Annotated in this window: 22 protein-coding genes; 10 read left to right on the top strand and 12 right to left on the bottom strand. The window is 70.2% G+C overall.

The genetic code is table 11. The features are described 5' to 3' along the window. Positions 1–62: 62 nt before the first annotated feature. The gene (locus WH85_RS38750; RefSeq protein WP_045747130.1) at positions 63–452 is read right to left on the bottom strand and encodes a response regulator; all 390 of its coding nucleotides are present in this window, start codon (positions 450–452) and stop codon (positions 63–65) included. A 432-nt stretch (positions 453–884) separates the two neighbouring features. Here WH85_RS38750 and WH85_RS38745 point away from each other — a divergent pair, with 432 nt between their 5' ends. Next, a complete protein-coding gene (locus WH85_RS38745; RefSeq protein ID WP_052721117.1) occupies positions 885–2,981 on the top strand; it encodes an ATP-binding cassette domain-containing protein in 2,097 nt (698 codons plus the stop codon). Positions 2,982–3,238: 257 nt separating this feature from the next. On the opposite strand, the gene WH85_RS38740 is transcribed toward WH85_RS38745, so the two are convergent. Both WH85_RS38740 and WH85_RS51100 read right to left on the bottom strand, forming a co-directional pair. Beyond that, positions 3,239–4,114 carry a hypothetical protein gene (locus WH85_RS38740; protein ID WP_083449590.1) on the bottom strand — a complete coding sequence of 292 codons (876 nt, stop codon included), beginning with the start codon at positions 4,112–4,114 and terminating at the stop codon, positions 3,239–3,241. 363 nt (positions 4,115–4,477) lie between these two features. After that, a complete protein-coding gene (locus WH85_RS51100; RefSeq protein ID WP_157411485.1) occupies positions 4,478–4,813 on the bottom strand; it encodes a hypothetical protein in 336 nt (111 codons plus the stop codon). Between the two features lie 644 nt (positions 4,814–5,457). On the opposite strand from WH85_RS51100, the gene WH85_RS38730 reads away from it, so the two are divergent. Both WH85_RS38730 and WH85_RS38725 read left to right on the top strand, forming a co-directional pair. Next, entirely contained in the window at positions 5,458–5,997 is a 540-nt protein-coding gene (locus WH85_RS38730) for an RNA polymerase sigma factor (RefSeq protein ID WP_245674280.1), read from the top strand. Further along, positions 5,990–6,460: a hypothetical protein gene (locus WH85_RS38725; RefSeq protein WP_045747127.1), complete on the top strand. Its 471-nt coding sequence runs from the start codon at positions 5,990–5,992 to the stop codon at positions 6,458–6,460. Before WH85_RS38730 ends, WH85_RS38725 begins: the two co-directional genes overlap by 8 nt. Here the strand turns inward: WH85_RS38725 and WH85_RS38720 are convergent. Beyond that, positions 6,378–7,592 carry an MFS transporter gene (locus tag WH85_RS38720; RefSeq protein WP_045747126.1) on the bottom strand — a complete coding sequence of 405 codons (1,215 nt, stop codon included), beginning with the start codon at positions 7,590–7,592 and terminating at the stop codon, positions 6,378–6,380. The two genes, WH85_RS38725 and WH85_RS38720, sit on opposite strands and share 83 nt — an antisense overlap. 75 nt (positions 7,593–7,667) lie before the next feature. Here WH85_RS38720 and WH85_RS38715 point away from each other — a divergent pair, with 75 nt between their 5' ends. Both WH85_RS38715 and WH85_RS38710 read left to right on the top strand, forming a co-directional pair. Continuing rightward, positions 7,668–8,369, top strand: coding sequence for a Clp protease N-terminal domain-containing protein (locus WH85_RS38715; RefSeq protein WP_045747145.1), 702 nt, complete (start codon positions 7,668–7,670; stop codon positions 8,367–8,369). Positions 8,370–8,451: 82 nt separating this feature from the next. Then, complete coding sequence (locus WH85_RS38710) at positions 8,452–9,480, top strand: amidohydrolase family protein (RefSeq protein ID WP_052721116.1); 1,029 nt, start codon at positions 8,452–8,454, stop codon at positions 9,478–9,480. Positions 9,481–9,487: 7 nt separating this feature from the next. Here WH85_RS38710 and WH85_RS38705 read toward each other — a convergent pair whose 3' ends face one another. The 3 genes from WH85_RS38705 to WH85_RS38695 all read right to left on the bottom strand — a co-directional run bounded on the left by WH85_RS38705 (position 9,488) and on the right by WH85_RS38695 (position 12,047). After that, positions 9,488–10,102, bottom strand: a complete 615-nt coding sequence (locus WH85_RS38705; protein ID WP_045747125.1) for a hypothetical protein — start codon at positions 10,100–10,102, stop codon at positions 9,488–9,490. Between the two features lie 138 nt (positions 10,103–10,240). After that, positions 10,241–11,119, bottom strand: a complete 879-nt coding sequence (locus tag WH85_RS49410) for a nitrilase-related carbon-nitrogen hydrolase (protein WP_045747124.1) — start codon at positions 11,117–11,119, stop codon at positions 10,241–10,243. A 178-nt stretch (positions 11,120–11,297) separates the two neighbouring features. Next, positions 11,298–12,047: a LysE family translocator gene (locus tag WH85_RS38695; protein WP_045747123.1), complete on the bottom strand. Its 750-nt coding sequence runs from the start codon at positions 12,045–12,047 to the stop codon at positions 11,298–11,300. Between the two features lie 71 nt (positions 12,048–12,118). Between WH85_RS38695 and WH85_RS38690 the strand changes: the two genes are divergently transcribed. Together WH85_RS38690 and WH85_RS51095 are read left to right on the top strand one after the other, a co-directional pair. Further along, positions 12,119–13,057, top strand: coding sequence for a LysR family transcriptional regulator (locus WH85_RS38690; RefSeq protein ID WP_045747122.1), 939 nt, complete (start codon positions 12,119–12,121; stop codon positions 13,055–13,057). Continuing rightward, positions 13,054–13,191, top strand: coding sequence for a hypothetical protein (locus WH85_RS51095; RefSeq protein ID WP_157411484.1), 138 nt, complete (start codon positions 13,054–13,056; stop codon positions 13,189–13,191). The genes WH85_RS38690 and WH85_RS51095 overlap by 4 nt, the downstream gene beginning before the upstream one ends. On the opposite strand, the gene idi is transcribed toward WH85_RS51095, so the two are convergent. Next, complete coding sequence (gene idi / locus WH85_RS38685) at positions 13,170–13,757, bottom strand: isopentenyl-diphosphate Delta-isomerase (RefSeq protein ID WP_045747121.1); 588 nt, start codon at positions 13,755–13,757, stop codon at positions 13,170–13,172. The genes WH85_RS51095 and idi overlap by 22 nt on opposite strands. 523 nt (positions 13,758–14,280) lie before the next feature. Between idi and WH85_RS38680 the strand changes: the two genes are divergently transcribed. Beyond that, positions 14,281–15,414 carry a tryptophan dimethylallyltransferase family protein gene (locus tag WH85_RS38680; protein WP_045747120.1) on the top strand — a complete coding sequence of 378 codons (1,134 nt, stop codon included), beginning with the start codon at positions 14,281–14,283 and terminating at the stop codon, positions 15,412–15,414. Positions 15,415–15,432: 18 nt separating this feature from the next. Beyond that, a complete protein-coding gene (locus WH85_RS38675; RefSeq protein ID WP_045747119.1) occupies positions 15,433–16,806 on the top strand; it encodes a tryptophanase in 1,374 nt (457 codons plus the stop codon). A 21-nt stretch (positions 16,807–16,827) separates the two neighbouring features. Here WH85_RS38675 and WH85_RS38670 read toward each other — a convergent pair whose 3' ends face one another. Genes WH85_RS38670 through WH85_RS38655 form a run of 4 tightly spaced genes read right to left on the bottom strand, consistent with a single transcriptional unit; the run spans position 16,828 to position 20,593 of the window. After that, positions 16,828–17,427 (bottom strand): GTP-binding protein, encoded by a 600-nt coding sequence (locus WH85_RS38670; protein ID WP_045747118.1) that lies wholly within the window; start codon positions 17,425–17,427, stop codon positions 16,828–16,830. Next, entirely contained in the window at positions 17,396–17,758 is a 363-nt protein-coding gene (locus tag WH85_RS38665; protein WP_045747117.1) for a DUF742 domain-containing protein, read from the bottom strand. The genes WH85_RS38670 and WH85_RS38665 overlap by 32 nt, the downstream gene beginning before the upstream one ends. Then, on the bottom strand, positions 17,751–18,167 hold the full coding sequence (locus tag WH85_RS38660; protein ID WP_245674279.1) for a roadblock/LC7 domain-containing protein: 417 nt from the start codon (positions 18,165–18,167) through the stop codon (positions 17,751–17,753). The genes WH85_RS38665 and WH85_RS38660 overlap by 8 nt, the downstream gene beginning before the upstream one ends. Beyond that, complete coding sequence (locus tag WH85_RS38655) at positions 18,164–20,593, bottom strand: sensor histidine kinase (protein ID WP_245674278.1); 2,430 nt, start codon at positions 20,591–20,593, stop codon at positions 18,164–18,166. The genes WH85_RS38660 and WH85_RS38655 overlap by 4 nt, the downstream gene beginning before the upstream one ends. A gap of 536 nt (positions 20,594–21,129) precedes the next feature. Between WH85_RS38655 and WH85_RS38650 the strand changes: the two genes are divergently transcribed. Next, entirely contained in the window at positions 21,130–22,365 is a 1,236-nt protein-coding gene (locus WH85_RS38650; protein WP_045747116.1) for an SGNH/GDSL hydrolase family protein, read from the top strand. Positions 22,366–22,525: the final 160 nt, after the last annotated feature.

The raw sequence follows: 22,525 nt of genomic DNA, 5'->3' as shown, positions 1-22,525 counted from the left end.
CCCGCAACCACACGGCGCAGTGCTTCGGTCACCCTTTTCTGGTTGTACGGGGGAAAGCACTCCTATCTTCGACCCACACCGTCGGGCAGGAACTGGCGCAGCAACGACACCAGATCACCCGGCACAACCGGCTTGTCCAGGTATTCCACCGCCCCGGAGTCGAACGCCGACATGATGTCGTCCCGCGTCGCCTTACCACTCATCATGATCACCGGGACTCCGGCGGTGGCCGCATCCGCCTGAATCCGCGAACACAGACTCACCCCGTCCAGCTCCGGCATCACCATGTCCAGGACCACCAGATCGGGGCGTACCTCCCCGAGCACCTCCAGAGCATCCCGCCCGTCCTCGGCGGTGATCGTCCGGTACCCGGCCTTACGCAGGAAGAAAGCGATCAGATCACGGGTGCCCGGGTCGTCGTCGGCGATCAGGACGGTGGGGGCGGCGGCCATCGGTCGGCTCCTGACAATCGTGCGGCGGGGGTCGTCGCCACTGATCGGCCCGCCCGCTGCGCCGCCCAGCGGAACCGAGGTTGCGGATGGGGAGCGCAAATCCGTGGCTCTGTGGCTCTGTGGCTTCGTCGTTCCGTGGCTCAGTGGCTCAGTGGCTCAGTGGCTCAGTGGCTCCGTCGTTTCGTCGTTCCGTTGCTTCGTCGTTCCGTTGCTTCGTTGCTTCGTTGCTTCGGAACCGGGGGCGCGGATGGGAGCGAAAATCCGTCGCCACTCCGGGAGGGCGCGGCTACGGTGGCGGCATGCAATACCTGTTCTTCCTCTGAGAGCGACTCCGCACCCCAGCGCCGGAGTCCGCTCACCCCTGCCCGAATCCGTCCGGGACCGTCACGGTCCGGGCCGTGAGGCGGGGCCGTTCCGCAGAGGAAGAACCCCATGCCCAGCACCACCGATCTGCCCGGCATCACCCTGCCCGCCCGTGCCGCCGACGGCCTCTCTGCCCGTGCCGATGCCGATGGTCTGCCCACCCGTGCCGATGCCGGTGGCCTGCCCGCCGGTGCCGCCGCCCAGCTCATCGCCGTCGGCCTGGGCGTCACCCGGGGCGGCACTCTCGTCCTGGACGGCGTGGACCTGACCGTCACACCCGGCGCCCGCTGGGGCGTGGTGGGCGAGAACGGCCGCGGCAAGACCACCCTCCTGCACCTGCTGGCCGGTCTGCTGACCCCCGACGCCGGAACCGTACGCCGCGTAGGAACCCTGGGCCTGGCCCTCCAAGAGCTGAGGTTCCCGCCCGCCGCCACGGTCGACGACGTCATCGCCGTGGAGTTGGCGGGCGCCCGTGCAGCCCTGCAGTCTCTGGAGGAAGCCGCCCAGGCATTGGCCTCGGCCGCCGATCCCGCATCGGCCCCGGCGTCTACTGCCGTTCCTGATGCCGGTTTGTCGTCTTCCGCCGGTTTATCGTCTTCCGCAGGCTTGTCGTCTTCCGCCGGCTTGCCATCTTTCGCAGGCTTGTCGTCTTCCGCGCGGGCCGTTGCTCTCGGAGCGGCCGAGGACCAATATGCCGATGCCCTGGCCGCCGCTGAAATTCTGGAGGCCTGGGACGCCGAACGTCGCGTGGACCAAGCCCTGGAACACCTCGGCGCGGTCACCGACCGGTCCCGCCCGCTGAACACGCTCTCGGTGGGCCAGCGCCATCGGGTACGCCTGGCGAGCCTGCTCGGCGCCCACCACGACTTCCTGCTGCTGGACGAGCCGACGAACCACCTGGACGCAGAGGCGCTGGACTTCCTCACCGCTCGCCTGCGGTCCCACCCCGGCGGCTTGGTGCTGGTGAGCCACGACCGGGCGCTGCTGACCGACGTGACCACCGGCATCCTCGACCTGGATCCGGCGATAGACGGCCGCCCGGCAACTCACGGCGGCGGCTACCAGGCTTTCCGGGTGGCACGGGAGGCCGCCCTCCGGAGGTGGGAACAGGAGTACGCCACCCAGCAGACAGTCCGCTCCCGCCTGGAACGTGACCTGTCCGAAGCCCAGAGCCGCCTGGTGTCCGGGTGGCGCCCGGACAAGGGCGTCGACAAACATCGGCGGGCGACCCGCGCCCCCGGCTCAGTCCGCGCCGTCCACCGCCGCCAGGAAGACCTGAACCGGCACGCCGTGACAGCCCCCGAGCCACCCGCCCGCTTCACGATGCCCGACCTGCCATCGGCGCCGCCCGGCCTGACCCTGGTGCAGGCCTCGGAGGTTGTGATCGCTGGCCGCCTGCATGACCCGGTGACCCTCACCGTCGAGCCGGGTGCCCGTCTTCTGATAACCGGGGCGAACGGCGCCGGCAAGTCGACGCTGCTAGCCGCGCTGGCCGGCCTGATCAAACCCACCACCGGCCGGGTGACGCACGCTCCCGGCATCCGTGTGGCCCACCTGCCTCAGGAGACCCGACCATCACAGGAAGCCCCAGACCCCGCCCATCGCGACGCCGCCGAGGCGAGGCCTGCCCGTCCGTTGCCAAGTGGGCTTCAGATGCCGGACGGTCAACACGTGCCGGACGGTCAACACATGCCGGGCAGGCGAAACGTAGCGGGCAGTCAACACGTCCCGACCGCACCGGGTGGTCGACACGTGCTCGGTGGCCAACGTGTGCCGAGCGGTCAACATGTGCCTGGTGGCCAACACGAGCGCGACGGTCAATATGAGCCCGATGGTCAGCGCGAGCCCGAAGGTCAGCACGAGCCCGAGGGTCAGCACGAGCCTGATGGTCAACATGTGTCGAGCGGGCACCGGGTGGTGACTGGGGAGCAGTTGTCGACCGGGCAGCGGAGGCGGCTGGCTCTCGCCGAGGTTCTCGCTACCGAGCCGCACGTGATCCTGCTCGACGAGCCGACCAACCACCTGTCGATCACGATGGTCGACGGATTGACGCGGGCGCTGCGGGAGACATCGGCGGCGGTGGTCATCGCCACCCACGACCGCCAGGTGCGCCGAGACTTGGCCGACTGGCCGGTGCTGGAACTCTCCAGCCCGCCCGAAACTTGAGTTGACCACATGTTGATTCCTGTCAAGATGAGCCGGATCCGGCACTCATGTTGACGAGATGAACATGTTGACTGGACCGCGCGCGGAGCCTGCACACCGTTGAAACTGCGAAACCACACAAGGCGGTAGTGCGGACGACGGGACCTCGTCTGTGCTGAACAAGGCGCTTGCCTGTGCTGAACAAGGCGCTTGTCTGTGCTGAACAAGGCGGTGGTGCGGACGACGGGACCTCGTCCGCACCACCTGTTCAGGGGGACTTACTTCTTGTGGGTGGAGGCCTTCTCGCCGGCGCCCGCCTCTTCGGCGGCACCGTTCTCGTCGGCGTTCTCGTCCTCGGCGCCGGCCGCGTCCTCGGCGCCCTGGTCGGCGCCTTCCTCGGCGGCACCGTTGTCGGCACCCTCCTCGGCGTCGCCCAGACCGGCGACGGCCTTCGCGTCGGCGAGGGTCAGGCAGGCCTGCAGGAACTCGGCCTGAGCGGCGGTGACGGCCTCGGCGGCGGCAGCGGCGTCGTCGGCGCCGGCCTCGTCCTCAGCAGCGCCTTCCTCGGCGCCGGCCTCGTCGGCGCCCTCTTCGGCAGCGCCCTCTTCGGCAGCGCCCTCTTCGGCGGCACCTTCCTCGGCGGCGCCCTCTTCAGCGGCGCCCTCCTCGGCGGCCTCCTCCTTCTCCTTCTTCTTGCCCTTCAGGATCTTGGCGTACTTCTTGGCCTTCGCCTCGGCGTCCTGCTCGGCGGCGCCGGGGTGCTCGGCTGCCTCCTCCGCTTCCTCGGCGGCGTCCTCTCCGGCTGCCGCCGCCACGTCTGCGGCGAACGTGTCACAGGCCAGTTCCAGGGCGGCCGCGGACTCCACAGCCACCTCGGCCGGGTCCTGCGCGCCGGCCTCTTCGACCGGGGCGAGCTCTTCGCCGTCACAGACCACAGCACCGGCGTTGATCTGCAGCGCTTCGCACTGCGAGACGTCGAACTGCTGACCGTCGACGTTGATCAGGTCGACTGCCTTGGCCTCCGTGCTTGCGGAAGCCAGCTGGACGCCCGTCAGGCCCGCTGCGGCAAGAACTCCGGCCACCACTACCGCGCCCAGAGTCTTGCGCCGGTTGCCGAGGTTGGCGGGGTTCCGTCGGTACGTGCGCGACCTCATGATCACTCCTCGTCGTTGGACGTCGATGTCACCGGTTGCGGGCCAGTACGGGAGCAGGCGTGCGAAGGGTTCAAACCGAATCCGCGCCGAGACCCGCCGCGAGCCTCTTTTTGACCGAGAAAAGCCAGGTCAGAGGGGTGTGAGGGGAATTCCGAAAAAGTACCCCGATGGGGGTACGGCCACAGTCGGCGAACCGCCGGCGATTACGAATCGTGACGGCGGGCGGGTGGCAGCGGCTCGGGCCTCAGCGGACGGGGTGGTGGCGGATCGGGCGTCGACGGACCGGGTGGTGACGATCAGGCGGCGACGGACGAGGCGGCGACGGACTCGACATGTTTCGTCATCAGGGTCCGCGTGGTGACTTCAGCCGCCCATCCCGCCCGTAATCACCACACCGCCACGGGTGTGGTGATTTGGGGCGTCCAGCGCGCCCGTATTCACCACGCCGTCATGGGTGTGGTGATTTGGGGCGTCCAGCGCGCCCGTATTCACCACGCCGTCATGGGTGTGGTGACTTGGGGCGTCCAGCGCGCCCGTATTCACCACGCCGTCATGGGTGTGGTGACTTGGGGCGTCCAGCGCGCCCGTATTCACCACGCCGCCACGGGTGTGGTGACTTGGGGCGTCCAGCGCGCCCGTATTCACCACACCGCCACGGGTGTGGTGACTTCGGGTGTCCAGCGCGCCCGTAATCACCACGCGGACGGGCTTCGTGCCCTGACCACGAAACGTGTCTAGGCGGCGACGGACCAGGCGGCGACGGACTAGGCGGCGACGGTGGGCTGGATCGGCACCGCGCGGCTGGACCGAACGGGCTCGTATCGACCGGCATGCGCGGAGAACGCCGACGGTGAATGGTGATTCGGCCGTTCAAGCGGACCGGACGGGGCCAGAATGAGGATCAGGTCCGGACCGATCATTCCGCCTTGGAGGCAGGCGTCGGCAGAGCGACTTGTCGATTAATGACGAAATTTCCGGCATTTCGGCGAGAGGGCGAGCCTGCGGTGGACCAAGGGGGTGGAGAACGGGAACTGGTGGTCCAGTTGGCCATCACTCATCGCGCCGGGAACTGGAGAAAGAGGGGAGATGTGAAGGAATAGCAGCCTCGAATGAGCCGGCCGGGAAATTCGCCCGATGAGAGGGCTGGAATCGACGGTGATGGCGTTCGGGGGCGAGAAAATCATTGACGCACCACCGATCGGAGAACGCGATAGTTAATCGTCGGCGGCAAATCGTCCCGGAACGGGACCATACTGTGCCTCATGCCGGATTCGGGGCGCTTTTGCGCGTACCCCCGAAAGGGCGGGATGAACCGCCCGGCGCCGCCCAGAGACTGTAGAGGTGTGACTGATCGAGCGCGGCGCGATGCGCTGCTGGTGGTGCGGGCTCAACTCGGTGACCGGCGGGCGCTGGCCGAGCTGGTCAGCCACTGGCATGACCCGATATGGCGATATATCCGGCGAATGCTGGACCGTCCCGGTGCCGCCGACGACGTGGCGCAGGAGGCGTGGGCGGCGGCGCTGCGAGCGCTTCCCCGGTTGCGGGACCCTGACCGTTTCGCGCCGTGGCTGATGACGATCGCCCGCCGGGCCGTTCTTGATCAGCTTCGGGAGCGCTATCGGCCGGAGCCGGGCGGCGAGGCTACCGTGCACCACTCCGACGAGGCGGACGAGGCTCTCGACCGGGCGATCGTCGCCGACGGGCTGGCCGGTCTGCCGCCCGTCGAACGGGAGGTCCTGATCCTCTACTACCTGCACGACCTGTCCGCGGAGGACTGCGCCCAGATTCTCGGCGTACCCCGGGGGACCGTGAAATCGCGGCTGTTCCGGGCCCGCCGCATGCTGCGCGCCCACCTGATCGAAAGGGGTCTGACCCATGAGTGACCGTCCGGGCTTCACCCCCGATCGGCTGCTGCGCGGCACCTCGCTGCCGAACCGTCTGGCGCACGTCCTGGCCGGTCTCGGCGGCCTCGCCATGGCCTCGATGATCACCCTGCTGTGGGCGACCGAACCGGCTCCGCTGCCGGCCCGTACCCGCCTGGCCTTCGCCGCCATGATCGCTATCGGTCTGGCCTGGGTCGTCGTCGGGTCCTGGGCGCTGCGGCGGCGTCCGCTGTTCGCCGTCGACCGGGTGATCGCCGGCTGGCTGGCGACGATCTGCTGCGCCGCCCTGACCGCGGGGAGTGTCCTGCTGGGCGTGTCCCGGCACAGCCTGCCCGCCGTCCTCGCCGCGGTCCTGGGCCTGGTGATGACGGCGGCCGCGCTCACCCTGCTGGTCCGCGCCCGCTCTCGTCGTGATCAGTTGCGACGCGATCTGCGCCGGCGGTCCGCAGAACACCCCGGGTGAGCCAGGTGGCGACGAGCGCGACCAGGCACAACACTGCCAGGCTGACGAACCCGGCCCGGAACGATCCGGTGGCGTCCTTGACCGCCCCGAGCGCGTAGACGAACGCGAAGCTCCCCAGGTTGGCGCAGAAGTTGCCGAACCCGCTGATCAGGCCGGCGCTGCGGGTCCCCAGCACGTCGATGGGCAGGGCGAACAGTGGACCGAAATAGATCTGCACGAAGATCGAGATGAGGGCGACCACGGCCAGCACCGCCGGCATCCCCGGCGCCCAGGTGAGCATCGCGAGTCCGGCGGCCAGGGCGGTGAGCGCCGTCCCGATGATCAGCAACGGTCGGCCGAGCCGGTCCGAGAGGTATCCGCCGAGGAAGTTCGCGGGGGCGGTCACCGCCGCGCCGAGGGCGGTGACCATGCCGGCCGTCGCGAGGGTCTGCCCCCGGTCGACCACCAGGTACGTCGGCAGCCAGAACGTGAACCCCTGCACCACGGCGAGCCGGGCGAACTGGATCAGGCCGGTCAGCCACATGACCGGGTGACGGAGCAGCCCCGGCAGTTCGGTGATCCGCTGCTGTCCCGGGCTGCGGGGGTCGGCGCCGGAGGTCCGCCGGTACAGCGCCAGGGCCAGCAGTCCGGCCGCCGCGAACGCGACGAACAGGAACCGCCAGCCGAGCGGCTCGACCAGGAACGGGCCGACCGAGCTGAGCAGCACGTTCGACGAGAAGCCGCCGACCACGTAGAGCCCCATCGCGGTGGCACGCCGGTCGGTCGGGAACTGGTGGGTCATCAGCAGCATGCCGGGGGCGAAGATCAGGGCGCGGAACACGCCGGCGACCGCCTGGTTGACCAGGAGCAGGGTGAACGAGTCGAGCACGGTGAACTGGGCGGCGAGCAGGTTGGTGCCGAGCAGCCCGATCAGGAAGATCCGGCGCGGGGTGAACCGGTCGGCCAGGTAGCCGGACGGGATCTGCATGAGCGCATACGCCAGGTTGCCGCTCGCGGCGAGCATCCCGGCCTGGGCGAAGGTCAGCCCGAGGTCGGCGCGGATCAGCGGCAGGAACAGCGCGATGCCGCCGAGCAGGAGGCCCTGGGTGCTCTGGCAGATCACGAGCAGGGCGATGACGAATCGGCGGTTCACTCTTCGGGACCTTACGGTCCCATCGATGGGGTGCTAGAGTAACCCCATTGGGGTTACATGTGGAGGTGAACCGTGGTGCCGAAGATCAACGTCTATCTGCCCGACGAACTCGCCGAGGCCGTCAAGGAGACGGGTGTGCCCGTCTCGGCGATCTGCCAGCGCGCTCTGGAACAAGCGGTCCGCCGGGTCGTCGCCGTTCGGGAGACCGCGCTCGGCGACCTCACCCCGGACGACCTGGCCGAGCGCTTCCCCAACCTGACACCCCGCACCCGCGCGGTGCTGGCGGCCGCGATCGACGCCGGCGCGGGTGGTCCGGTGAACACGGGGCACCTTCTCACCGCGATGATCAACGGCGGGGACAACCTGGGCGTCCGGGTGCTGCACGCGATCGACATCGACCCGGCCGCGGTGCTCGCCGACCTCGGGCGCCGCACCGACACCGAGACCGGCCAGTCCGCGCGGTTCAGTGTCCCGGCGAGCGGCGCGCTGGAACTCGCCGTCACCGAGGCGACCGCCTTCGGGCACAACTACGTCGGGTGCGAGCACCTGCTGCTCGGCCTGGTCACCGAGCCGGACGGGGTCGCCGGTCAGGTGCTGCGCGGCCGGGGCGCCGAGCCGCGGCTGACCCGGCGGGCCACCACGGCGGCGCTCTCCGGCTACGTGCACCTGCGAGCCCAGGGCGGCGGCGAACCGGCCGGCATGCAGGCCTTCACCGAGGCGTTGCAGCAGCAACTCCGGCCGATCATCGAGCGCATCGAGCGCCTCGAACAGCGGTGACCGTCCTGCGCCGGCTGGCCGTGCCGGCAGTGGTGGCGGTTCTGGTCTTCCTGCCGTTACTGCTGGGGTGAGAGGGTGAGCCATGCGAATCCGGGGCTTCGGCCTGCCCGACGGGGAATCGATCGACCTCTACGCCGACGGTGACCGCTGGACCAGCGACCCGGTTCCGGGCGCCGACGTGGTCGCCGAGGGGTGGATCCTCCCCGGCCTGGTCGACGCACACACCCACCCGGGGGCGGCGGCGCCCGGCGCTCCGCTCGACGACGAGATCCTCCGCGACGACCTGCGCGCCCATCTCCGCTCCGGTGTCGCGGTGATCCGGTCGCCCGGGCTGGCCGGCGATCCGCCGGACTGGTTCGGGCACAGCGACGACAGCCCACGGGCCAGCCACGCCGGCCCGTGGATCGCCCAGCACGACCAGTTCTTCGACGGCTGGGGGCGCAGGCCCGGACTCGACGACCTGCCCGCGGTCGCCGCCGAGCAGGCGTCCCGGACCGGCTGGGCGAAAGTGGTCGCCGACTGGAAGTTCGGTGATCCGGTCATCCCGCTCGAGGTGCTACGGGAGGCGGTGACCCGGGTGCACGCGGCCGGCGGCCGTCTCGCCGTGCACTCCCAGCATCCGGAGGGCGGCCGGGTCGCCGTCGAGGCCGGCGTCGACTCCCTCGAACACGGCATGGGCCTCGACCCCGAGCTGCTGTCCCGGATGGCCGTGCAGGGCACCGCGCTGACCCCCACCCTGTCGGTGATCAGCCGTTCGCTGGCCGAGGGCGGGCGCGCCGACTGGTACGTCGCGGGCGCGAGCGCCCACCCGGCGCTGACCGCGGCCGCCGTCGAGGCCGGCGTGACCGTGCTGGCCGGCACCGACTCCCGGCCACACGGCCGGATCGGCGACGAGATCCGCGCGATGGTCACCGCCGGGGTGCCCGTGCACGACGCGCTCGGCGCCGCCTCCTGGACGGCCCGCACCTACCTGGGGCTCGGCGGCCTCAACGACGGGGCGCCGGCCGATGCGGTGGTCTACGGCGCCGACCCGCGCCACGATCTGAGCGTGCTCGACGAGCCGCTGGCCGTGATCGTGCGGGGTCGCCTGATTCATCTCGGTCAGAGATGAAAACCCGTCAGTGGGTACGCCCGAAGCTGGCCGCCATGATCTCCGCTGCCTCACGGGTCACCGCCGCCGACTCCAGCACCGCCTGCCCGGTGAGGACGACGACCTGATCATCGTGGTGGGGGATCACCCAGTGCCCCTGCCACCACTGCCGATCCTCGTGCCGGTACCCGAGCTCGACCACGCTGATTCCGTGCTCGTGATCGCGGCGCTGCAGCACCGTCTGCCCGGGGGCGACGAGCGCCTGCGGATCCGCCAGCCTGTCCCGCTCCACCGGACCCTGCGGGAAGATCATCGAGTCGGCCGGCCCCCGCAGGTAGAACGGTGTCCCGTCATCCGTCTCGGCCGGCGACTCCAGCGTGAAACTGGCCGGCCACCGGAGCCGGAACACCGAGGTCTCCACCATCCAGAACGGGGTCTGCGGGCCGTCCGCCACGTCGACCACGTCACCGCCGTCCACGTTCCCGCCGGGTTCGATCACCACCTGCCGGGGGCCGCCGGGCGTGAACCGGGTGACCCGCACGGCGTTGGACGCGTCCGGGACGCGCTCGAACGCGAACGGCCAGTGCGGGATCAGCGCCAGCCCGTACCCGCCCAGCCGCGCGAGCACATGTCCACCGGGCATTCCGCGCGTCCTCTCACCGTGTCCTCATGATCGCTCCGGGCGTACCCGGACGGGTCCGGTTCCGGTCTTTGAGACCCTCTCCGGCCTTGATGATCAGCTGCGGGCGCCGCGGTCGAGGTAGCTCTCGGTGCGGTTGCGTCAGCCGCGACCGGTGCCGGCACGGTCGCTGAGGACGGCTCGGGCCACCTCGTCGGGAGCCACGCCGGCCTCGGCGATCACCAGGCCGTCGGCGGACCAGATCGCGGAGCGGCCCGACGTGCGGTCGAACCCGCCACCGGTTCCTCCGGCGAACGCCGCCGTGGCGACCCACACGCCGTGGTCGGCGGCCACCCGGCGGGCACGGTCACCGTGCACCTCCGACTCGTGATCGGCGTGCACCACACCGGCGACGTAGCCGTCGATACCGAGCGCGGCGGTCAGCGCCGCGTGCTCCGGGATGCCGGTGTCGCGGCAGACCGCCAGGCCCAGCCGCCAGCCGTCGACCTCGATCACGCCGGGCACGCCAGGCGCGAACCGTTCGGCCTCCGTGCCATGCAGAAACACCTTGGTGTACGCGACGCGAGCCCCACCACCGTCCACGGCCAGCACCCCGATCCCCGGTCCGCCGGCGGGCACCTCGCCCGAAGCTCGGCTGTGCTGGTCGTGCTGGTCGTGCTGGTCGTGCTGGTCGTGCTGGTCGTGCTGGTCGTGCTGGTCGTGCCGGCTTTGCCGGACCTGCCGGGTTTGTGATCCGGTGGCGGGCGCGTCCCGAGGTCCGTTGCCGGGGCCGGGGACCGGCGCGCCGACCAGGGCCAGGGAACCGGTGTCCGCGCAGGCCTCGATGATCGGTTGCAGCCGGGGATCGTCCGGCGCGATCAGCTCGGCGTCGAGTTCGTAACCGGTCAGCGACATCTCCGGAAAGACCACCACCCGGGCCCGCGCGGCCCGGACCGCCTCGGCGTGCGCGACCGCGTTCCCGGCCACGTCGTGGGCCACACAGCGCGGCTGCGCCACCGCGATGCTCAGATCTTCCCGCACTCGTCCTCCTAGCCAAGACAGCCGCCTTACGATATCCGCCGCCCCCGGTCCGCCCCGGTCCGCCCGCGTGCTGCCGGGCCCGCGCCGGGGCTGTGTTCTGCATCGTGTCCGCGCTGGGACCCTTCGGTCATGCAGACGGGCGTGCGGCCCTCCCCTGAGACGGTTGTGTCGTTCTCGGTCAGGCGGTGAGGGCTACCGTCGCGCCGAGGCCCAGCAGGGTCACGCCGGTGGCGGCGCGCAGCAGGCGCTGGGCGGCGGGGCTGGTCGCGCGGGCCCGTCCCCGGTCCAGCACGACGACGTAGAGGCAGAACCACGTTCCCGAGACAGCTGCCCAGATCGCGCCCAGGGCGATCGAGGAGAGCACGACCGGGCCGTCGGCGGTCACGAACTGGGGGATCAGCGACACCGCCACCACCCCGGCCTTCGGGTTGCCGAGGCTCGCCGCGACCCCCACCACGAAGCTGCGCCATCCCTGCCGGCTCGCGGTGGCCTCCGCGGCGACGTTGCGGTGGCCCGGCCGAGCCGTGGGTGCCTCTGCTCCGAGGTTGTGGCGTGCGTGCGGGCTTGCCGGGGCGGGGAGCGGGTCGTTCAGCGTTGCGGTGCCGGGCGCCGGGTCGTCCAGTGTCGCGGGGGAGGGGAGCGGATCGTTCAGCGTCAGCAGGGACTGGATGCCGAGCAGGATCAGCACGGCGGCGCCGGCCAGCCTGATCGCCAGGTAGGCGTGCGGGTTGGCGAGAAGCAGCGCGGAGACGCCGGCTGCGGCGGCCACCGCCCAGATCAGGATGCCGGTGCTGGCGCCGGCTACCGCGAGCAGTCCGGCGCGGCGGCCGCCGAGGACGGTCTGCCGGGTGACGGCGAGGTTGTTGGCGCCGGGCAGGACGGCGAGCAGCGTGATGGTGGCGACGAACGCCGCCAGGTGGGTGGGCATGTGCCGAGCGTGCTGCCTGCCCGGGTATTCAGGGAAGTCACCAATCTTGCGATGAGGCTTAAGATTTGTTGATGGCGGACGACCCGGGGCAGTTGCGACTGTTGGCGCTGATCCGGCGGCACGGTTCGCTCGCGGGGGCGGCCGATGAGCTCGGTGTGACCGGGGCGGCGGTGTCCGGTCAGGTGGCGCGCGCCGAACGGGACTGGGGGACGGCGCTGGTGGTTCGCGGCCCGCGGGGTGCGCGACTGACCGAACCCGGTCAGGTGCTCGCCGACGCGGGCGAGGTGATCGTGGCGCAGACCCGTCGCGCCCGGGAACGGGTGACGGCGATGCTCGGCCCGCTGTCGCGGCGTCTGCGGATCGGTGCCTTCCCGACCGCGGCCCAGCATCTGCTGCCGCCCGCGTTGACGGCGCTGCGGCATCTGCGGCCGGACGCCGAGCTGACGATCACCGAGATCGTCTCCGAGCAGGGTCCGGAACTCGTGGACGCCGGAACCCTGGACGTGGCGGTCGTCTCCGGTTACGCGGGACGGCCGGTGGTGGCGCCGGGGGTACGGGTCACGCCGGTGCTGGTGGACCCGATGGTCCTCTGCCTGCCGGACGACCACCGGCTGGCCGGGCGTCGCCACCGCATCAGCCTCGGCGACCTGGCGGGCGACCCGTGGATCGTGATCGTCGCCGGTCACGCGGCGCGGCAACAGCTGGACCGGGCCGCGGCGGAGGCGGGGTTCCGGCCGGCGGTCCAGTTCGAGACCGAGAACTACAACGTCGCGCAGGCGCTGGTGGCCACCGGCATCGGCGTGACCATGCTGTCCCGTCTGACCGTCGCGTCGACGCCGGGCGTGGTGCACCGCGACCTGGCGAGTCCCCGCCTGGACCGTCAGGTCTACGCCCTCTCGTCGACCGGTGTCCCGTCCGCTGATGTCCCGCTGGCCGATCACTTCGTCGCTCTACTGACCCAGGTGGGGGCCGACCTGACCGAAAACTGGATCGCCACGCCGCTGCGATGACGACGGCGGTGGCGATGACGACGGCGGTGGCGATGACGACGGCGGAGGCGATGACGACGGCGGTGGCGGAGGCCGGCCCACCACGGACTTCAGCAGGACTGCCGGGGGCGGGTCAGAGCACCGGGCTGGGCTGACGGGCAGCCGGGGGCAGCAGCGCCGGATCGCCCTCCGGCCACGCCGCGGGTTCCGGGCCGAGCGCCGTGAGCTGTTCGATCTGCAGGCGGCACCACGGGGAGAACGCCGAGTCCGGCGCGTTCGCCTCGCGGCGGAATTCGTCCCAGGTCAGCCACCGGAAGTCGTCCACCTCGTCGGGGTGCGGGGCCGGGTCACCCGCCGCGACGGCGGAGAAGACCGGGCACATCTCGTTCTCCACGACACCGTCGAGTTCGGCCCGGTAGCGGAAGGCCGGCAGGACCAGACGGAGTTCGTCGAGTTCGAGGCCGAGCTCGAAACCGGCCCGTCGCCGGACCGCGTCGGTCAGCGGCTCGCCCTGGGCCGGATGCCCGCAGACACTGTTGGTCCAGATGCCCGGCCAGGTCTTCTTGGAAAGGGCGCGCCGACTCGCGAGAAAGCGTCCGGAACGGTCGAAGACATAGCACGAGAATGCGAGGTGCAGGGGCGTTGAATCGGTGTGAACCGTGCTCTTGTCCTGCAGGCCCGTGGCCGTTCCTGAATCGTCGAGAAGAATGACATGTTCCACGGTTCGTCCCATTTTCGGACTCGTAGGAAAAGGGGGCCACTCTGCCCTGCGGTAACGCTGACCTCCACGCACATTAACCCAGACCGGCGCCGTTCCGCCAGACGTGGATCATCTGCTTCCGGGCGGCTACGGTCACTGTGCACTGTCCGAAGTTGAGCCGGTGTGGACATTCCGTCCTCATCGGTGGAGCAGGGTGGAGACACGTTGAGTATCCGTCCAAGTTGATCATGTACTGTCCGTGCAATGCGAGAACGACTCGTGACTTGCCGTGAGCCCATCTCGATAACTCTGCGCGCTTCAAGAGTATGTCAAATCAGGGCATAAGGCAGGTAAACCTACTACTAGCAGCCACAATCTGGCGGCTAAAGCGTCCACTGTGATCGATGTCTCACTCGACAACCCGTCATGATCAACTCACTATGAGTCATGTCGCAACGAGGCGAGTGTTTACGATCATCGATGGTTGCGGGGGCAGAGCTGGACGGCCGGGCGATCCCCGGCCGCCGGGGAAGCAGGGGTCGTCATGCAGGATCCGTCTGTCTTGGATCATCTGGGCGGTCAGCTCAGCCGTCTCTGTGAGGTCGTCGGAACGGACGACACAACGCCGGTCGAACTGCTTGCGGGAGTGCTCGGCAAGCACGGTTCGAGACCGTTGTCACAACCACCGGCCTGGGCGTCGGACGTCGCCGACGACCATTCTCCGGTCGAGTTCTCGATAGCCTGGAACGAGTCCGAGCCGCCCGCTCTGCGCATTCTCGCGGAGGCGCTCGGACCAGTCCCGTCGGTATCGGCGAACATGGCCGCCACCTACGATTTTCTGCGCGCCAACGGCGTTTCCACCAGTCGCCTGGACGCGGTCCGGGACCTGTTCGACGTGGCCGCCCCGGAGGGCGACTTCGCGATCTGGCTCTCCCTGGTGTTCCGCAACGGGCGGCGCCCCGAGTTCAAGGTCTACTTCAATCCCGAGGTGCTCGGACGGGGGGAGTCCGGAGCGCTGGCGGGGGAGGCGTTCGAGCGACTGGGCCTCGGTACGGCGTACCAGAAGATGGTTGATCGCGCGGTCCGGCCGGGGGAGCTCGGTGGCCTGGACCGGCTCAGCTTCTTCGCCCTCGACCTGCACGACGCCCCGCATGCGCGGGTGAAGCTCTACGTCTCGCATCACGATGCCACCGCCGCGGACGTCGCGCGTGCCGCCGGCGTCGTGGACGGTGTGGACCCGGCCGAGGTGGCCGACTTCTGTCGGCTGGCAGGCGGGGAAAAACCTAAGAAGATCAAAAAAGGCGATAAAGGCGAGAAAAAGGGGAAGAAGCGCGGCAAGACCTACACCGGCCGCCCCCTGATCAGCAGCTTCACCCTGACCGGTGCCTCCGACGAACCCGCAGGCTACAGCGTCTACGTCCCGATCCGCAGCTACGTCGGCGACGACCGCGAAGCCCGCCGCCGCGTCGTCCCGCTGCTCGACCGGTACCGCTTCGACCCGGACTTCCTGGACCGGGGGATCGCCGCCGTGACCCGCCGGCCACTGGACTCAGGCGTCGGCCTGCTCGCCCACGTCTCGCTGCGGCTCGGCCCGCCGCGGCCGGGAATGACCGTCTACCTGTCGTCGGAGGCCTACCGGGTCGATCCGCCCCGTCCGTTACCGATCAGCGTCATCTGAAAGCAGAGGAATCCCCCCATGAGCAGAATCCCGCCGCCCTACCGGATCAAGGTGGTCGAGCCGGTCCCGTTCCTCTCCGCGCCGGAGAGGCGGGCGGCCCTGGACGCCGCCGGCTACAACCCGTTCAACCTGCGGGCCGACCAGATCACCGTGGACTTCCTCAGTGACTCGGGCACCGGCGCCACCTCGACCGCGCAGGAGGCCGCCGCCGCCCTGGGCGACGAGTCGTACGCGGGCGCGCGCTCGTGGTTCCGGTTCCGCGACGAGGCCGCCGAGCTGACCGGGTACGACCATCTGCTGCCGGTGCATCAGGGCCGGGCCGCCGAGCGGATCCTCTTCACCAACCTGCTCAAGCCCGGCCAGATCTGTGTCAGCAACACCCACTTCGACACCACGCACGCGAACGTGGAGATCGTCGGCGCCGAGGCGGTGGACCTGCCCTGCCCGGAGGCCGCCGACCTGGACAGCCACGAGCCGTTCAAGGGCAACATCGACCTGGCCGCCCTGGAGGCGCTGCTCGCCGGCCCGGACGGCGAGCGGGTCGGCCTGGTGCTGCTGACGATCACCAACAACGGGCTGGGCGCGCAGCCGGTCTCGATGGCGAACCTGACCGCCGCACGGGACCTCGCGCACCGGTTCGGCAAGCCGTTCTTCCTGGACGCCGCCCGGTTCGCCGAGAACGCGTGGCTGGTCAAGCAGCGGGAGCCCGGCTACGCCGACCGTACCCCGAAGGAGATCGCCACCGCGGCGTTCCAGCTGGCCGACGGCTGCCTGATCAGTCTGAAGAAGGACGGGCTGACCGCGATCGGCGGACTGATCGGTCTGAAGGACCCCGAGCTGTTCGGCCGCTGCGAGGCGCTGCTGATCGCGACCGAGGGCTTCTCCACGTACGGTGGCCTCGCGGGTCATGACCTCGAGCGGCTGGCGGTCGGCCTGCGCGAGGTGGTGGACCCGTCCTACCTGGCGGCGCGGGCCGAGCAGACCGCCCGGTTCGCCCGGATGGTCAACGACGCCGGGGTGGCGACGATCCAGCCGGCCGGCATCCACGCGCTGTACCTGAACGCCGGCCGCCTGCTGCCGCACCTGACCCCGGCCGAGTTCCCCGGCCACTCGCTGGGCTGCCAGATGTTCCTGGACGGCGGGATCCGCTCGGCCGAGCTGGGTTCGCTCTATCTCGGCACCCTCGACGAGGAGCACCGGCTGGTGAGCCCGGCGCCGTTCGAGCTGGTCCGGCTGGCGATCCCGCGCCGGGTCTACACCGAGGAGCATTTCGCGTACGTGGCCGAGGTGCTCGGGGACATCGCCAAGGACCCCGAGCGGATCCGCGGTTACCGCATCGTCTCGGCGCCGCCGCTCCTGCGTCATTTCAAGGTGCGGCTGGCGCCTCGGTAGAAGCCGTTGTGACGAAAACGGTCAGGCCGGCACGCGCAGGCGGTTCATCGCGTGCCGGACCAGCGCGATCAGCGCCAGTTTGCTGGACTCCCGGTCCCGCGCGTCACACCAGACGAGCGGGACCTGCGGGTCCAGCTCCAGCGCACCGCGGATCTCCTCCTCGGTGTACGCGCACTGCCCGTTGAACTGGTTGACCGCCGTCACGAACGGGATGCCCCGCCGCTCGAAGTAGTCGACCGCCGCGAAGCTGGTGTCCAGCCGTCGCGTGTCCACCAGCACGATCGCCCCGACCGCGCCCTGCGCGAGTTCGTCCCACATGAACCAGAAACGGTCCTGTCCGGGCGTACCGAAGAGGTAGAGGACCACGTCCGGGCTGATGGTGATGCGCCCGAAGTCCAGCGCCACCGTGGTGTGGGTCTTGTCCTCCACGTGCGTGGTGTCGTCCACGCCGAGGCTCGCTTCGGTGAGCAGCTCCTCCGTGGTCAGCGGCGCGATCTCGCTGACCGAGCTCACCAGGGTCGTCTTGCCGGTGCCGAAGCCCCCGGCGACGACTATCTTGACCGATGTCCGATCCACCGTCTCCTCGTTCCTACAACCGTTCCAGGCCCGCGAGCAGCGCATCGAGGACGGACATGTCGATGACCTTCTGCTGCGCCGGGGATCCGATGCCGAGATAGCCCTGCTCCAGCAGCACGTCGACCATCACCTTGACGATGGTGAGCGGGATGCGCAGGTAGGCGCCGATCTCCGCGATGGAGATCCAGTTGCCGCACTGGTTCAGGATCTGCACGTACTCGGGCTCCAGGCGGTTGGCGTCCACCTGGAGCGCGATGACCTGGGTGGCGAGGTCGAGTTTGGAGTCCCGGGGGCTGGTGCGGCCGTTGACCAGGATGTATAGCGGCACGAACCGGCCGGCCTCCGACTCGTCGTCGCCGTCCCAGCGATCAGGCATGGCCGCTGCCGTCAGGCGCCGTCCGGGCCTCGGTCCCCAGGTAATCGCCGATGCGGGTGACGAGCCGGCTCACCTCGTACGCCACCATGCCCATGTCCACGTCCTGGTCGCAGAGGACCGCCAGGCGCGCGTTCTGCCCGGCGGCCGCGATGAACAGGGTGTGCTCCTGGAACTCGATCACCACCTGCTGCACCGGCCCGCTGGCGAACCGGCGGCCGGTGCCCGCGGCGACGCTGTACATCGAGGAGGCGCCGGCGGCGAGGATCTCCGCGAGGTCCTGCGCCATCGACGAGGACTTCTGGACGATCAGGCCGTCGGTGGAGAGCACGACGACGGAGACGACGTTCGGGACGTCGACGAGGTCGTCCAGCATCCAGGGCAGATCGGGTTGGGGGGTCGAGAGGGTCACGCGTTCCTGCCTTGCTCAGCGTCGGGTTCTGTTTCGTCGCGGTCGGCCGTCTGACCGTCGGCCCAGCCACGTTGGTAGCGCGAGAACCGGTTGCGGATCTCCTCCGGGGACCGTTTGGCGGCCGGAGGCGCGGCCGTCTCGGGAGCGGGGGGAGCGTCCTCGAGCAGTTCTGGCGCGAGGTGCTGCTGCGGTTTGCGGTGCGGCAGCGGCGGCTTGGTGCCGCTTTCGGACCCTGCCGGGGCCGGCTTCTTGGTCACGCTGGGTGCCGCCGGCGCCGGCGTGGGTGCGTCTTTCGGGGGTACGGACGTGACGGCGCTCTTGCCGTTCGATGCGATCACGGGCCCGCCTGCGTCGTCGATCTTCGGGAAGGCCCGGGTCTCGGCCTCGAGGATGCCCACCGTGGTGCGCCCGATGGAGGGGGCGGGGGCGACGGGGATCGGGGTCGCGACCGGCACGGCGGCACCGATGTCGACCGACTCCGGGGTGCCGCCGTTGCCGTCGCCGTCGGTCCGGTCCGAGACGGCCCGGTCGGTGGCGGTCCGGTCGGTGACGAGCAGACGGTCCGGCAGCAGCACGATCGCGAGCAGGCCGCCGTACGCCGAGCGCCGCAGGCTGACCTGCACGCCCTCCCGTTTGGCCAGCTCGGCGACCACGTAGAGGCCGACCTGCGAGCCGTCCTTGAGTTCGGTGACGTCCGGGGTGGGCGCGGTGGCGAGCAGCGTGTTGGCCCGGTCGACGGCGTCCGCGTTCATGCCGACGCCGGCGTCCTCGATCTCGATGGCCACGCCGTGCTTGACCTTGTTGGAGGTGACCCACACGGTGGTGCCGGGCGGCGAGAACGCGAGGGCGTTGTCGAGCAGCTCGGCCATCAGGTGGATGACCTCGGCGACCGCGTACCCGACCAGTTCCACGTCGGCCGCGCCGCGCAGGTTGATCCGCTGGTAGTTGTGCGCCTCGGCGAACGAGGCCAGCAGCACGCGGCGCAGCGGCACCGGCTTGTTGAACCGGCGGCCGATCTGCCCACCGGCGAGGATGACCAGGTTCTCCAGGAAGCGCCGGGTCTGGTTGAGCTGGTGGTGGATGTCGAAGAGGTGGACGAGCATCTTCTCGTCACCCATCTGCGACTGCAGGTCCTCGATCACCTTCAGGCCGCGCTGCAGCGGGCGCTGCGGGCGCCGGGCGACGCCCATCAGCATCGCGGTGCCGGCCGCGCGGGCCTTGGCCTCGTCGACGGCGGCCGCGGTGGCGGCCAGCAGCGACCGGTTGATCACCTCGGCGACCTGGCCGATCTCGTCGCCGCCGTAGTCCTTGCGGGCGAACTCGGCCTCCAGGCTCACCGGCTCGCGGCGGCGCAGCCGGTCCATGACGGCCGGCAGGCGCTGGTCGATCAGTTCGCCGGCGTCCTCGCCCAGTTTGGCCAGGCGGGTGGAGAGTGCCCGGTCGACCAGGACGCTGGACTGGCGGACCGCCCAGAGGATGGCGATGCCGGCGACGGTCAGCGCGATGAGACTGCCGAAGAGCGCGGTGAGCAGCTGGTTGTTGCCGGTCTTCAGGGTCTGGGCGGACACCTGGTCGGCCTCGTCGATGGTGATGTCGACGAACTTCTGCGAGACGGTGCTGGTCAGGGTGGCCCAGTCGTCGCGGTCGGCGGTGATGGTGGGCGGGATCCGCTTGCCCCACGGGCCGGCGGTGATGATCGTGTTCTCGGCGGCGATCAGCTCCTGCCAGACCGGGCCGCCCCGCAGCGCCTCGAGGTCGGCGAGGACCGCCGGTTCGAGTTGCTCGTCGATGTTGTCGAGCTGGTAGTGGTACGCCCCGACCAGGCTGACGAACTCCAGGTACTGCGGGCGGCCGAACTTGCCGGAGGCGAACGCGGCGTCCATCGCCGAACCGGCCCGCGACATCAGGTCGGAGACCTTGAAGATCTCGGTCGAGGTGATGCCGCCCTGGGTGGCCTCGGAACCCGGCACGATGCGCGCCTGGGTGTCGAACAGCACGGTCGCCGAGTCCAGCAGGCCGTTGTAGAAGTCGTACGTCTTCGCGCCGGTGGTCGACTCGGAGTCGATCGCGCTGCGGATGTCGGGCAGCTGGTCGAGGTAGCCGACCAGTTGCTCCCACGGCTCGCGGACCGAGGCCGGGGCGGAGCCGAGCGAGTCGTCGGCGACCTCGCGCAGTTCGGCGAGCTCCTTGTCGGTCTCCCGGCGCTGGTCGAGCAGCGAGCTCATGTCGCGCGACGGGCGGGCCAGGTGCGAGATGCTCAGCCGGCGTTCCTGCTGGATCGAGGAGAGCGCGGAGACCGCAGGGATGGACACCTCGCGGACCGAGTTGGCCACGGTCCGGTTGTAGATGCCGTCGTAGATCAGGTATCCGGAGGCGGCGAACCAGATCACCATGGCCACGACACTGGGAACCAGGACGAGGCGCACGACGCGGCGCTTGATCGACTGTTGCTTCCGGGTGCGCCGCAGGGTTGCGGTGGATGACGCGTCCGTGGTGGTATCGGGGCGTTCGCTCGCGCGGCCGGCCGGTATCGGAGCCAACATTCGTCCCATCGGGGCTGAGGATCAGTAAGGCGGCGGGGGTCGGTCAGGGCAGCAGGGGTCACGCGGTTGTCCGACCGCGACCCGAGGTGCGTGCCAAACCCTAGCGCCGCGCCTTGATCCGCACCAGCGAGGGTGGGTCCTCGTTGATCGATGGGTGAACCGTCCTCACTGGTCAGCGGCATATCGGGCATATGGAAATTCCTCATGTGTCCTGCGGCATGCGACTTTTCATGATCCACAAAGGATCGACCCGTGCCGCCACTGAGGACAGGCGCCGGAAGTTTCGGTCACCGCGGTGCCGATTGACGGGGATCGACGGCCGACTATATGTTGCGGGGGCACTCGCGTAACCTCCCCGAAACTTTCGGAGGCGTCCCCATGCGAAGGCTGCCCGCGTCCGCCACTGCCCACCCCCGGTCATGAGACGCCGCACGGTTCTCGCGTCGTCCGGAGCGGCTGCCTCCGCCGTGCTGATCGGTCGGGGTCTGTCCGGGAGCTCCCGCTGGGTCCACACCTGGACCGCGATGCCGCAACTCACCGAACCCGACAACCTGCCGCCCGCGCCCTTCACCGGCCCCGGCTCGGTGCTGACCGACACCACCCTGCGGCAGACGCTGCGGATCACCGCCGGCGGCCGCCGGCTGCGGGTCCGGCTCTCCAACACCTTCGGCGGCGCCGACCTGCCGATCACCGCGGCCGCGGTGGCCCGCCCCGCCGGCGGGGCGATCGGTGTCGCCGGCATCCGGCCGGGCACCTCGTGCCCACTGCTGTTCGGCGGGAACCCGGCCGTGACGATCCCGCCCGGCGCGCAGATCGTCTCCGACCCGGTGGACGTCGCGGTGGCGGCCGGCGCCGCCCTGACCGTCAGCGTCTACCTGGCCGACGGCCAGCAGGGCCTCGCCCTGACCTCGCATCCCGGGTCACGCACCACGTCCTGGCTGATCGCCGGGGACCACCACACCGCGGTCAACCCGGTCGGCGCGACGGCGGTCGACCACTGGTACCTGATCAGCGGCGTGGAGGTACAGGCCGGCGCACCCGGCCTGGCGCTGCTCGGCGACTCGCTGACCGACGGCCGCGGGTCCACCACCAACGGCCACGACCGGTGGCCGGACCAGCTGTTCGACCGGCTGCGCGACACCGGGATCGCGGTGCTCAACCAGGCCGCCGGCGGCAACCGGGTGCTGCGCGACGGCCTCGGGCCCTCGGCGCTGGCCCGCCTGGACCGCGACGTCCTCGCGGTCAGCGGCGTCCGCTGGATGCTGGTCTTCACCGGCGTCAACGACATCGGCACGGCACCCGCCGACGAGCCCTCCCAGCGACAGGTGGTGCCGGACCTGCTCGGCGCGTACCGGCAGATGGTCGTCCGCGGGCACGCGAGTGACATCGCGGTCTACGGCGCGACGCTCACCCCGTTCGGCGGCAACATCTACGACGACCCCGGCCGCCTGCGGGAACGGTCCCGGCAGGCGGTCAACACGGCGATCCGGGGCGGGATCTTCGACGCCGCGGTCGACTTCGACGCGGCGGTGCGCGACCCGGGCACACCGGACCGGCTCGCGGCGCGGTTCGACGCCGGCGATCACCTTCATCTCAACCCCGCGGGGTACGCGACGCTGGCCGCCACCGTGCCCCGCCGGTTGCTGCAGGTCTAGCCACGTTTCGTCATCAGTGTCCGCGTGGTGACTTCAGCCGCCGGGTGTGGTGATTTGGGGCGTCGAGCGCGCCCGTATTCGTCACGCCGTGATGGGTGTGGTGATTTGGGGTGTCGAGCGCGCCCGTATTCGTCACGCCGTGATGGGTGTGGTGATTTGG

The sequence above is a fragment of the Actinoplanes rectilineatus genome, from assembly GCF_000962825.1.
Classification (GTDB): domain Bacteria; phylum Actinomycetota; class Actinomycetes; order Mycobacteriales; family Micromonosporaceae; genus Actinoplanes; species Actinoplanes rectilineatus.
The sequence above is the reverse complement of the archived record's forward strand: the minus strand, read 5'-3'. Positions and strand labels throughout refer to the sequence as shown.